Annotated in this window: 7 protein-coding genes; all 7 read right to left on the bottom strand. The window is 39.6% G+C overall.

Translation table 11 applies throughout. The features are described 5' to 3' along the window. Positions 1 to 2: 2 nt before the first annotated feature. Positions 3 to 578 carry an adenylyl-sulfate kinase gene (gene cysC, locus H6G96_RS26415; protein ID WP_190915043.1) on the bottom strand — a complete coding sequence of 192 codons (576 nt, stop codon included), beginning with the start codon at positions 576 to 578 and terminating at the stop codon, positions 3 to 5. Between the two features lie 55 nt (positions 579 to 633). Next, entirely contained in the window at positions 634 to 1749 is a 1116-nt protein-coding gene (locus tag H6G96_RS26410) for a sulfotransferase (protein WP_190915041.1), read from the bottom strand. Between the two features lie 86 nt (positions 1750 to 1835). Further along, positions 1836 to 3527 carry a PfaD family polyunsaturated fatty acid/polyketide biosynthesis protein gene (locus tag H6G96_RS26405; RefSeq protein WP_190915038.1) on the bottom strand — a complete coding sequence of 564 codons (1692 nt, stop codon included), beginning with the start codon at positions 3525 to 3527 and terminating at the stop codon, positions 1836 to 1838. A gap of 34 nt (positions 3528 to 3561) precedes the next feature. Beyond that, complete coding sequence (locus H6G96_RS26400; protein ID WP_190915036.1) at positions 3562 to 8124, bottom strand: beta-ketoacyl synthase N-terminal-like domain-containing protein; 4563 nt, start codon at positions 8122 to 8124, stop codon at positions 3562 to 3564. A 102-nt stretch (positions 8125 to 8226) separates the two neighbouring features. Continuing rightward, positions 8227 to 9966 carry an SDR family NAD(P)-dependent oxidoreductase gene (locus H6G96_RS26395; protein ID WP_190915034.1) on the bottom strand — a complete coding sequence of 580 codons (1740 nt, stop codon included), beginning with the start codon at positions 9964 to 9966 and terminating at the stop codon, positions 8227 to 8229. A 95-nt stretch (positions 9967 to 10061) separates the two neighbouring features. After that, complete coding sequence (locus tag H6G96_RS26390) at positions 10062 to 11438, bottom strand: condensation domain-containing protein (RefSeq protein ID WP_190915032.1); 1377 nt, start codon at positions 11436 to 11438, stop codon at positions 10062 to 10064. 100 nt (positions 11439 to 11538) lie between these two features. Beyond that, the gene (locus H6G96_RS26385) at positions 11539 to 12687 is read right to left on the bottom strand and encodes an aromatic ring-hydroxylating dioxygenase subunit alpha (RefSeq protein WP_190915030.1); all 1149 of its coding nucleotides are present in this window, start codon (positions 12685 to 12687) and stop codon (positions 11539 to 11541) included. Positions 12688 to 12775: the final 88 nt, after the last annotated feature.

The raw sequence follows: 12775 nt of genomic DNA, 5'->3' as shown, positions 1-12775 counted from the left end.
GCTTAAATTTGCCAATTTACAGCATCTTGCATTACGCGCATTGGGTGTACATAACCCAACTCTTCCAGCTCTTTCAAAACCTTAGCGGCGCTTTCAGAAACTTCCTCACGCTCGGTTTTACATTCGACTTCGGGACAGAGTGGCATTTCGTAGGGGTCATCAATACCTGTAAAGTGTTTAATTTCCCCTGAACGTACTTTTTTATATAGTCCTTTCACGTCTCTGTGTTCGCAAACTTGTAGCGGCGCATTGACATAAACTTCCACAAAATCGCCAATGTAATGCTGTACTTCTTTCCGAATATCGCGATACGGAGAGATAGCGGAAACCAAGACAATTACATCATTTCTGGTAAGAAGCTTAGCTACAAAGCCAATGCGCCGGATATTCTCGTCTCTATCCTCCCGGCTAAAACCCAACCCCTTGGTTAAGTGCTGGCGTATCAAGTCACCGTCGAGCACTTCAACTTTGTATCCCTGCTTCCTCAGTTCTTTTTCCACCTCTCGACTGATAGTGGTTTTGCCAGCACCACTTAGACCAGTGAACCAGACTGTTACACCACGCTGTTGCTGCCTCATTTTACCTCCAAATATTGGCACTATATTACATTCTTACGGTTTGAGAATTGCCTATTCAAAGCGAATTAGGAGGACTGTATTGCCATTTGTCAATAGTAAATTGACAGGCGTTATAGACTTTGGTAATTGTCTCCTTATCCATGAGATGTTTATTGGTTTTGTAGGTGGCATTAGATTCAAGGTAATTTTTGAAGTTTTCTTCTACTTTGTCAAAATCTGGCAGCTTGAATTGCTCGTATATTCTCTTGAGTTCTGCCAGTTCATGTCCCACAAAATCCTCATATTTAACTTCGATCAAGTTCTCCTGAGGTATTAGAGCTTTTTCACTGAAAAACTCTTGCATTATCTGTTGATAAGCTTTAAGAATTATTGTGTCTGTTTGTTCTTCGTTTACTTCCTGTAATCTAATAGTAGGTAAATGAGTTTGAAAACTATGCTGACGGGATGCATACACTATGTATGGATTTCTATATATATGAATAAATTTTGCTTCTGGAAATATTTTCAACAAAATTTTAATTCTTGCCATATTAACAGGATTTTTGAGTACAAGTCTTTTTTCTTGGAAGTTAAAAGCTGCCTTTTTTAAAATGCTGATGTATGCAGTTGACCATAAATTTTCTATTTCTTCAGAGTCAAGAGCCATTATTTTTAGTTTTTTTGGAAAAATAGCGGCATGATAAGTACCATAAGGAGATATATTAACCAAAGCCCATTCTTCCTCCTCAGGAGAATCACTTGAGACTAGTACATTATCCATTGGTCTTTTAGTAAACCCAATTTTGCTTAACTTGTTTTTCAATAATTTTTGAGCGAGTAAAAAGCATTCTGGTGCCCATGCTTGAGCGTGTGTTACATAGCCTAAATTTGGATCTTGAGTTATTAAATTGTGAATATAGGTCGTGCCGCTTCTCCAATGCCCGATAATGAAAATGGGAGGATGTTTAATTTGTGTATTTTCAATTTGCTTACCAAATATAAGTTTTTCAACAATCCTGACAGGAATAGTAGCGAAGCTAAGAAATGAGATCGAAAGCGCTCTAACAATGTATTTTCTATCAACACCACCATTATCGAGTAATAATCTCATCAAGTTAGTAAAAGAGCCATATGATAGTGGGTGTTTGAGTGCTACAAGCATTTCTCTTTGAAGGGTATTCTTCTGATTCATTATCGTTTTCGTCCTCATTACAAGTGAATGAACTCTTGGAAAATCAAGCGAAATTTAATTCAGTCTCAATGATTATCGTTTATGGATTAAGCAGCACTGCCAGTTGACACAGAAGACAATGTAGAACGAAGTGGGCAATAGTGACTGTAGTAATCTGGGATTTTTAGACCCTGAATTTTCAAACTTTGTATGCGGTATAAAAATGCAGCTCCAGTCATAATCTGATGAGCGATGTCAACTACTCGGCGATTATTTGATTCGGATAGGTAAGAACCGCGCACCCAGTCATTGAAGCTACCCATTGCCGGACCACACCAAATTTGATAATCGATTTCTCGACCTTTTTCTCCAGAATTAGACCAACGAGAAGACAACCCCAAATACCAGCGGAAAATTAGAGCCATTTTTAATCGGGGGTTAGTGGCAGCATAAGCCAGTTTTTCAGGATTATTTTGGGACAAGTAAGCTACAGTTGCTTCCCATACCTCAGCAATCCTCTGGCGAAAAATTTGTTTTTCTAACTTCTCTCTTTCCTCGATTGGAATATCATCAATCGAGTCATATTTTCTGTAAAACTCATATAGTTTCTGCGCCCGTAGAGGAAACATGGTTCCTCTTTTGAGAACTTGCAATTTTACCCCCATTTCAAACATATCTGCTGCTGGAGCCATCATCACGTCAGGCATTTCTGCTTGCGCTAGCAATTTCTTTGTATATTCGCAAGTGCCAGCCTCAACGCAGGACTGGTTAATTGAGCCAGTCATTATATAAGCAGCACCCATTATCAAGGCAGCTAACGCTGATTGTGGCGTGGCAATCCCGCCTGCTACTCCGACTCTAATGGGTTTTTGGTAACCATATTTTTCCTGAATTTCATCTCTCAATGCCAGGATGGAAGGCAAGAGACAAACCAAGGGGCGATTGTCGGTATGACCGCCAGAATCAGCTTCGGCTGTAATATCATCTGCCATTGAAATTTTCTCTGCGAGAGTTGCCTGTAACTCAGTAATTAGCCTCTGTTGAACGAGTTCTTTGAGGATTCTTGTAGGGGCAGGTTGCATAAATTTAGTAGCAACTTCTCGGCGCGAAATTTTGGCAATGACTTTATTTTTTATTTCTATCTGATTGTCTGCATTCAAACTCAGTCCAACAGCACGGTAATAGACGATGTTGGGAGTCAAGTCCATAAAGGCTGAAGCCTCTACGGTTGTCACACCATGTTTGAGGTATAAATCTACAGCCGCACGTTCAATAGCGGGTTCGCCGGGGCTGTGAATTAAATTAAAAGCGTAGGGACCATCAGGTAAGGCTTGTTGAATGCAGTTAATGGCGGCTTCGATACGGTTTGGACTTAAACCACCCGCACCAAAGGAACTCAAAATTCTCTCTTTTCCTAGTGCAATGACCATTTCTTCAGAAGCAATACCGCCAGCCATCGCGCCAGTAGCATAGGCATATTTGACCCCATAAAATGACAAGAAACTTGGATCTCCCAAATGTTGAATTGAAGTTGGTGGAACAGCTATCAGCAGTTCTACTTGTCCTGTTTTTCCATTATCAGCAGGACAGGAATAACCTTGGTTGGTTGCACCGATTCTCCCTTCAATCCTAACGATGTAGCAAGGCTTATCTAAAGCCAGCAATTTATCCTTTATGTCCGCTGGTTCAAAAGATACACAGTTTAAGGAACCTCTCCAGACTTGGTTATGGCTGTACGATCGCTCATAAAAACTCAAACTATTATCGTGTTTACTTAGTGTCGGAGCTACAGATGACATAGGATTTATCCCTCAATTTTAAGGTAATTTTTTACTATCTAGACTGTCGATTAATCAGCTTTTGAACGCAGGCAATTTCTAATTGAATAATGTCGCTTATTTGCTTGCTAGATCCCTGTCTGGCTTGTAAGAAAGCAGCATGAGCTTTACATAAGTTAGAGTTATTTGTTGCAATCACATTTTGATATTTAGTGTTCTTACCTGTGAGAGAAGTTGTTGGTTGAGATTCTTTGGGTAATAGCATTTGTTGATACTGCTGAGTATCGGGCTGTTGTTTGCTCAATAAGTTTTGGAAAAGTTTCCGGTTTTCTTCACTCAAGATTATGTCAATAATTCTCGCTCCACCCAAAGTGATAGTTTTAGGCATAGATTTGTTAGAAGTGGAAGCTTCTTGGTCTTGACTGTAGAGCGGAGATAAATCCAAAGTAACTTGGTGGCTGATAAGTTTAGCCAGTGTTCTAATCAGCGAAGTATGGTCATTTATACCTTTTCTATTGAGAGATAGAGCAATATGTTCTTTGCTATCAAGGATTTGATCGATTAACCGAGAAGTCCCACTACCAGCTCCCAATTCGATAAATATTCTTGCACCATCCTCGTAGACTCGGTTGACTAGTCGGGGGAAATCAATCTGTTGACATATGACTTTTGCAAAACTATGAGCGATCGCACTACTTTCAAGTGTAAGTGGTGCATAATCTGCCGCAGAATAGAAAATAATCCCAGGAGCATTTTTAGTAGAAATAGTGAAATCTTTTACCAGCCGATCATATTCTGACTGCACAGGAGGACAATGTACTACTAAGTCCAAGGGAGTATGTATTGCATTGCAATTTAAGCTTTTAATGACTCGTTCGCAAGCTTGTTTTTCTCCTGCAATCACCACTTCTCTTGGAGAATTTATCATAGTTATATAGACACGATTTTCACTTCTGATACATTCTTGCACTTGAGATGGAGCCGCCAGGAGAATGTAAGTGTTCCAAAGATTGTTGTCTTTCGAGTCTATATTTGGCAATCCCCAATATTTACGCAGAGCTTCTTTGGAACCAGATAGCGTGTGATCGTATAACCAGGAGAATCGGTGAGGGTGTTTCTCTTGATCCAAATCTCTCCAAGCTCCCTGAGCAAACATCATGGTTATTTCACCTAGACTAAAGCCAAACACAAATTTAGGTTGGAGTTTGAAAATATATTGCAATATAGAGGTGTAAAATCCAGCAATTTGTGCTTCTATTTGAGAAGTAGCCTTTGCATTAGCTAAAAATTGCTTTTCCAGAGCTTCTAATTGAGTGTTGGACAATTTACTCAAACTTCTCGGATAAAGCAGCTTTCCAGTTTCGGCTACATCACTATTCATGCTGCTTAAGCTATCAAACACTTCAGGTAATAAGCGGAAGATATCTTGACTGATGCCTAAATAAGAGCTACCAAGACTAGGATAAACACACGCAACTGCGCCCTTTTTACCTAATGGATTGGCTGTAAAATAACTCCCTAGGGGTGTCTGCCAATCTATTCCCCTCTCAGTAGCGTTCTTCACACCTTTATGGGCAAGCTTAATTTCTTGGCTTAATTCTTGTTTATTGCTTCCAACAATTGCTAAAGTATATTTTGCCTCTTGACGTTGTTTAAAGGTAGTAAATGTGAGTTTTGCTACAACTGCGAGGGAAAAAGTATTGTCGATCGCCTCTTGTAAATTGCTAATTTGTTGCCCTAGCTCAGAATAATTGTCGAATGCTACTAGGAAAAGATAAGGGGATTTTCGCCCTAAAGAATGCCTGGGACGTTTATTTTGACTGAGTTCTTCCGACAAGATTAGGTGAGAGCAAGTTCCATCTATCCCCATACTATTAATCGCTGCGATTCTGGGCATACCTTCTTTATTGAGTAACCAAGGTGTTGATTTAGGGGCAACATAAAAGGGACTATCCTGCCAAATTTGTGGCGTTTTGACACCAGACCATTTGGGGGTTGCTGGAATATACCTGTGATACAAACAGAGGGCAGTTTTGATCAGGCTGGCTATTCCTGATGCCACAAAAGTATGACCGATATTCGCTTTGACGCTACCCAGAGCGCAGTCTAAATCATCTGTACCCCGCTGATAAGCTTGGAGCAAACCAGTAATTTCTGCTTCATCTTGTTGAGGAATACCACTGCCAAAAACTTCCAAGTAATCAACATCTGTTGATTGAATACCTGCAATGTTAAAAGCTTGTTCGCAGGCTTGGTTGACAGCTTTGGCATCAGGCGTTGGCAAACCATTATTCAACTCACTTTGAGTTGAATAATGGTGTGTAAAACTAATGGCATCAATGACTGCATAAATGCGATCGCCATTTTGTTTAGCAGTGTCATGGCGTTTCAGTACCACTGCTCCCGCGCCTTCGCCGACGTTCCAGCCATTGCTAAACTGATCGTATGAGAGTGTATTTACACCTGTATTGGTTTTTGCTAATTGGTTTCGCAACCACACATTTTCAAATCCACCAGCCAAGTCAACAGCACCAACCACCACAGTATCTACCTCCCCAGTAGTAAGTAGCATCTGTGCCACATCCATTGCTTTGAAGACGGAATTTTCGCCAGCAGTTATGGTGAATGATGGACCGTTAAAATTCCACAAAGCAGAAATTCGACTTGCCGTGATATTTGCGATATAACTCACATACTCGTTGGGTTCTACTGCCTTACTAATATCATCTTTGAAAACTGTTTCCAGTTGAGCAATTTTTTCAGTAGGCAACGAGACTTTTTTAGCAATTAAGGCTTCTTCAAGCTGCCAGGACGTATGCCATCTCTGGTATATTCCATGACTAGAAAGTTCTGACTCGGCAGCAATAATCACTGCTACATTTCCTCCTCCCTGAAGTCCCGCATCTCGGACAGCACGATTTGCCACTTTCAACATTAACGTTTGTTGTGGGTTGAGTCTCTCTACTTCATTCGGGGGAATTTTAAAAGTTAAAGTGTCGATTTCAAAATCTTTGACGTATGCTCCTACTGGTGCTTTACCATCTGCAAAAGCATGTTCTTTAAGTAGAGCATTTTGATCTTCAATGCCACGCCATCTGTTAGGTGGAAGCGGAATAAAATGCTGTATTCCTTCATATACGCTGCTTTCAAAAGCCTCTAATCCATCACAGTCGCCGAAAAAGACATCCATACCGACAATAGCAATTTTTGCAGGTTGAACAGGTTGAGAATTTTTGTTGGTAAAATTATCTACTGGTTCTGGCGTTTCCCCTTGTTCAAGGATTAGATGAGAATTGCTGCCGCCGAAACCAAAAGCATTAATGGCGGCGCGTTTGATTGGTGAATTATCTGGCCATGATGTGGCAGCTCTGACGATTTGTTCTGCTGAAATTAAACCGTTTTTAGAACTTATAGGGTCAGTAACATTAATAGTTGGTGGAATTATGCCATGGGACATACTCAAAATAACCTTAGCCAAGCTCACCATCCCAGCAGCGTTTAACAAGTGACCAACATTAGCTTTGACAGCACCCAAAAGAGGAGTGGCTTGGTGTTGACCAAAGAATGTCTCTATGGAGTTTAATTCTACTGGATCTCCTAATGACGTACCAGTAGCATGGCACTCCAGATAATCTATAGCTTTTGGACTAATTTGCGCCTCATTGTAAGCTCGCTCAAACGCCAGAATTTGTCCTTTAGAATTAGGGCTAAGCAGATGTTTTCCTTTACCATCATTTGATAGTCCATTACCACAGATAGTGGCAAGAATTTTATCTCCATCTCTAATGGCATCACTATACCGTTTCAGCACTACTATCCCAGTTCCATCTGCTGTAATCACTCCTCCAGAGGATTTATCAAAAGGGCGACTGATACCATTCTCTGGATAAGCTTGAATCACGGAGAATCCCATCCGCATAGCTAGAGGATCTCCACAGGAGATTGCTCCCGCTAACATCAAATCAGCTTTGTGTGACCACAGGTAATGAGATGCCAGCTTGATTGCATAGAATGATGCTGAACAAGCAGCATCTAGACAGAAATGAATGTTAGATAAAGAAAAGGCTTGGGCGATTAGAGCAGCCGGAAAGCTAGATATCATGCCATTGCATAGAGAGGGCTTGGCTTTGGCTGGCAAAGAAGGTAAATAAAAATCCTCTTGTTGCAAAAGCTCTTTAATTAAATATTCTGTCAATTGTCTGTGGTATGCGGTAAACAAGTGATGAGAAAATTTAGTAGCTGATGACAAATTACCCAAAATTACGCCACATTTTGAGAGAGCAGATTCACTTTCCGAATAACCACTTTGCTGAATTGCTTGTTTAGCAGCATAAAGTAACCATTTAAAGGTGTTATCCAAACTTTCTATAAATTCTTGCGGCAGCTTATATTCAGAATTATCAATTTTAAAGTCACGGATAAATCCTCCTTGAAGCGAATAAAATTTATCTGCTTTTCCCTTTTGATAATCATAAAATACTTCCGGTTTCACTCCTAGTTCTTCAGAAGTAATTGAGGATGTCGAATCTTTACCATCAATAATATTTTGCCAAAACTCATCAGGGTTTTTAGCATCTGGAAACAGGCAGGACAATCCAATAATTGCTATTTTTTCCATAACTCATCTACTCCAGTATAATTGTTTTGTGTAAGAGAGTTGTTAATGATTAACAACTGATTAAAGTACTTGCAAGGGCTGATTCTCAGTATTTGAATGATTTCAGTAAAACCAACGAACAAATTTACTCCCAAACAGGCGAACAAATACTTTTCCTTCCAAGTCATGTATAACAAAATCAACAATCAGATTGATGTCAGTTTTAGACTTGATTTTACCAGAAACATAAAAATCTTTATTGCATGGTATACGTGCAAATTGTTCATATTTATCTAACTGTGCAGGTAAAGCACTCTCCTGATAAAAATGCTGTAGCCAAATACCTAAAGGATGCGTACTCAAATCAACCGCATAAGGATTAAACCATTGCACGGGAAACTGACCTTGTTGCTTGGCTTCTATTCCTTGCCAACAACATTCTGCGGTAAATCTTTCTTTACCAAAAGTCAAGAATCTTTTCACTCCCTGAAATGAAAGACCATGAAATAACATGCCTACCCCATTTTGATAAAAATTGTTATCTTCCCAGTTTGGGATTAAGACTTCACGGTTCTCATTGATTTTATTGCCGTCTGGAGTTTTAGCAAAATCATAAGTAGGAGCCGGTGATATTTCTCGCAGTAGCTTAAACTCACCGCTGAAATTATATTGATTTTTTTTAGCGAGATTCTTATGCCATATTTTTGCCGAAAAAGTTATTTCATTGAAATCATTGTTTTTAGAATCTTCTTGTAGATCCAAAATATATTCATCTGCTAAATCTTCATTAAATATTATTCCTTTTAACACCTTAAAATTTGTGCAGCTAAACAATCTATAACCTGGATAAAGATTTTCGCAAGTGTTTATTATCCATGACATCGCACAAGTAGCTGGCAAAACAGGATAACCAGCAATAACATGATCCATAAAAAAAGGATTATCTTCGAGTTTGAGTTGGCGATGGATACGATAGGTTCGGAGTTTGGAATCTAATTCCCTCGCTGGTGGAGTAGCCGGACTAGCAACCACAACTTGTGCCGTTGTATGATTAGCGGCATCCAGTTCGTTAACCAACATTTGCGCTCCGACTTCCATCGGAATAATACCAATATTACGTTCTTGAAAAGCTTTCTTTAATTCCGGTGAAACCATCCCACTTTCCCAAGGTCCCCAGTTGATAGCAACTACATGACAGTCGGGATATTTTTGCTTGACTAAATGGGCTGATTTGTTGAGAATCTCGTTGGCAATAGCGTAGTCAGTCTGTCCAATATTGCCATAAAAACCAGCGGTTGAGGAAAACAAGACTAAATATTCAAGATAATTGAGATCAACATAAGACAAGGTATTTTCCAATCCCTTAACTTTTGCTGCATAAACAGTTTCAAAATCCTGTTCTGTTTTCTTTTCAATTAACTTATCTGCTAAATTCCCAGCACCATGTATAACTCCCGTTATCGAACCGAGACGTTTAACAGCAGGGGCAACTTTCTCCTTTACAGCCAGCGCATCTGTGACATCGACGCTCACATATTCCGCCCTGCCTCCAGCCTGTTTAATGCGAGAAAGCGTATTGTTGATTTCTCGGCTGGAGGAAATCTTTTTAAACACTTTTTGTACACACATGGGTGTAGGTTTCTCTCCTTGAGAAAGGAGATGCTCCATGATGTGTTTTTTCAATCCAGATTCTTCAAAACAGTCTTTAGCCCAATCTGGTTCAGATTCAACGATGGCTGAACGACCTAGTAGGATAAATTTGCACTGGTGGCGCTGTGCTATTCTAATAACGCACTCTCGCGTAATCCCTTTTGCCCCACCACTAACGAGAAAAACAGATGATGGACGGATTGTTGATGTCATAAATGCTCCTAAGCTGTCATACCTTTAATTTGCCTATCGGGCATGAAAAATTCTTTCAAACATTAATGTGCTGTCATAGTTTATGTTTTTGAATCTCAATCACTCCAGAGTGCGAAAGTTAATTTTTCATTTGTGCAAGCATCAACAATACACGAAAGTACATTATTTGCCAGTACTTCCATAGTTTCTAAGTTGAATGCAGGATCGGAAAACATAAAATTCAAAAGCATTTTTCCCTGGAACGTTGAGACAGTAGCAGCTAAAATATCGCCAAAAGCTGCATAGGCTACAGCGCCGCTGATTTCTTCTAACTCAAATGGATCGTAAATTTGAGGAATATTTACTCGACCAATGTTAGTGATACTTACCGTCAGTAATCCTGTTTTACTAGGGGAAGCGAGAATAGATTCAAAAAACTTCTTAGCAAACAACAATCGACTGAAGATATCGTTACTCTCTAAACCTACTTCCAACTGTTGTCTCACATCCCGCGCTAAATCCCAGAATGATGTATTTGTGCCTATAGTGTGATATGAGATGATATGGGAAGCTAACGCACCCATGTTCTCCTCGCTGACTACTGGCTTGAGACGTTTACGCAGATTAATCGCCGAGCCACAGCTGACGCGTACATCTGTTTTCTTGCCACCAGAAATTTTTTTTGCAGCTACAAACAGCATTACCGCACACAAAGCACCCTGAACCGTTGTCTTTTTCTTCCTGCAACAATTTACTAACTGTGCGGTTTGCTCTTCATTTAATCTTCTGTGAGTCATGCCACAACGTCGTAATTCGACGGGTACACACTTCTCAACATTCAAGGTTTCTGGTCGATGCCAAATTCGCTTAAACCAACTCCTTGACAAGAATGACCAGACATTCACTACACCTGTGAATCCCTGCATCGACTTTGGTAGAAGTTCTTGTAAGGGTGGAAGTGGTGGTAAGCTAGCAACTTGCTCTATTGGTTCGCCAGACGCAATTTTTTGGCAGTAAGTCAATATTTCTGAGTGCAGTCGGTCGCTTGAGGCTCTGTCTGATATCGCGTGATGTATTGTCGTGATCAGATAACTTACATTGTTGTCACTTTTGAAACTAACAAGTACAGCTCGCAGCAGACATTCGTTACTTTCTATTCTTTGGTTAAGCTCTTGCACAACAACTTCTTGCCACTGTTCATCGTGCTGCTTTTCCACTACTTGTAAAGGAATTCTCATCGCTCCACTTTTAAAGTAGAGACTATCTAACTCACCGACAATCCGAGAGTTTAGACGAGGGTGACGACTTTGGAGCAGGTCAAGAGCCTGTCTAAGGATGTCTTCACTGAGAGGGCCAGTGATGCGACAAATTGTTACTACATTAAACGAGCTAGCACGGCGGTTCAAAACTTCCATACCTTGCTCTAGGGGAGAAAGTTCTCTTTCGTAGCTCGTTAATGTTTTTGAGGGATGATTCTGAATTGCTGAGGTCATAAATACAGTTCGGTGCTAGTAAAGGCTCTAACGACTGACGAATGAATCGCCCTTCATCGTAGACAAGAATGCAAATGCTAACTAATGTTTTTTGAATATTTTATGTTGGGTTAAAGTTCATGATTATAGCGTAAGCTTTATGAAATTCGTAAATACGTTGTTCTTCCAAACTGAAGATGCCACCCTCCTTGTTTTGTGAAGAAATACCTCTTTGAACCGTTTCACAAATAGCTTTGTCTTCTTCATAAACTGCCACGTACATCTTCGTGAATTGCTGAGCTACTCTATCAAAAATACCTTGTTCGATCTTGGACTTAAGCTCTAACTTACATGCAAACAAATGATGAACTAGTTTTGTTTCCTCTGAATTGATGGGTTGATGAACTTGGACGCTAAATCCAACTCCATCGTTTGTACTAATCGTTAAATTGGGAAAAACAAGTTGATGATAGTAACTACCTAGCTTTAATGGTCTCTTTCCAAATATAGATTCGGCTTTTTTCAGAAAAATCTTTTTTAGAAAGTTAGCTGGTCTATCAATTTTTTTTTTGAACTTTTCAAAATACTCAGGATTACCTTTATCACTGTAACCCGTATGGAGCTCATTACAAATGTATTTTATATCTACTGGAATACCATATTTGCCGAAGGTGTTTTTATGAACAGGAAAAACATGATAACCTTCCAAAGTATTTTCTGTAGTTATTTTCCAGTTAGCATTGACTTTGACTTGCCATTCATTAATCTTTTGACCAAATGCCTCCGAAAATTCAGCTAGTTTTTCATAAATACTACCTAAAAACTCTTTTAATATGATACCGTCATCATTTCTTTTGACAAAAACTAGTTTGCCGCATGTCTCAACCAGCCATTTTTCCAGTCTCAAAGATTCTCTTTTTGCATCGGTTATTGTATCAAATCTTTCTACCAGGGGAATACCTATAGGAATCCCATCACAGTTAAAAGTCCAGCTATGATAAGGACACTTCAATGCACCATTGCCTTGAGGTAGTTGGTGAATTTGACTAAAGCGATGAGAGCAAACGTTGAGAAATGCTCGTAACTCACCATGAAAATTTTGAACGATGATAGACTTGCCACCAATTTCTGCACATATGTAATCATTGTGGCTCTGCAAGTCTATTGTAAATCCAGCAAAATTCCATAGATTCTGAAATATCAACACTTGTTCTCGTTGGAAGATTTCGGTGTCCTGATAGTAGGATGGCGGTATTAGAGGTTTCATCATTGTCAATTTGTCCTAAACACAACTAAAGTTTATAAAACTGAAATCCAGAAGCGATAAGGGTAATGGGAAAAGTTTCAACTAATCTAAA

It is taken from the genome of Nostoc sp. FACHB-892 (assembly GCF_014698795.1).
Taxonomy (GTDB): domain Bacteria; phylum Cyanobacteriota; class Cyanobacteriia; order Cyanobacteriales; family Nostocaceae; genus Nostoc.
The sequence above is the reverse complement of the archived record's forward strand: the minus strand, read 5'-3'. Positions and strand labels throughout refer to the sequence as shown.

What these genes read in the sequence shown, in the direction of transcription:
- H6G96_RS26410 (WP_190915041.1), bottom strand. Translation starts at nt 1,749, where the DNA reads ATGAATCAGAAGAATACCCTTCAAAGAGAAATGCTTGTAGCACTCAAA.
- H6G96_RS26395 (WP_190915034.1), bottom strand. Translation starts at nt 9,966, where the DNA reads ATGACATCAACAATCCGTCCATCATCTGTTTTTCTCGTTAGTGGTGGG.
- H6G96_RS26390 (WP_190915032.1), bottom strand. Translation starts at nt 11,438, where the DNA reads ATGACCTCAGCAATTCAGAATCATCCCTCAAAAACATTAACGAGCTAC.
- cysC (WP_190915043.1), bottom strand. Translation starts at nt 578, where the DNA reads ATGAGGCAGCAACAGCGTGGTGTAACAGTCTGGTTCACTGGTCTAAGT.
- H6G96_RS26405 (WP_190915038.1), bottom strand. Translation starts at nt 3,527, where the DNA reads ATGTCATCTGTAGCTCCGACACTAAGTAAACACGATAATAGTTTGAGT.
- H6G96_RS26400 (WP_190915036.1), bottom strand. Translation starts at nt 8,124, where the DNA reads ATGGAAAAAATAGCAATTATTGGATTGTCCTGCCTGTTTCCAGATGCT.
- H6G96_RS26385 (WP_190915030.1), bottom strand. Translation starts at nt 12,687, where the DNA reads ATGATGAAACCTCTAATACCGCCATCCTACTATCAGGACACCGAAATC.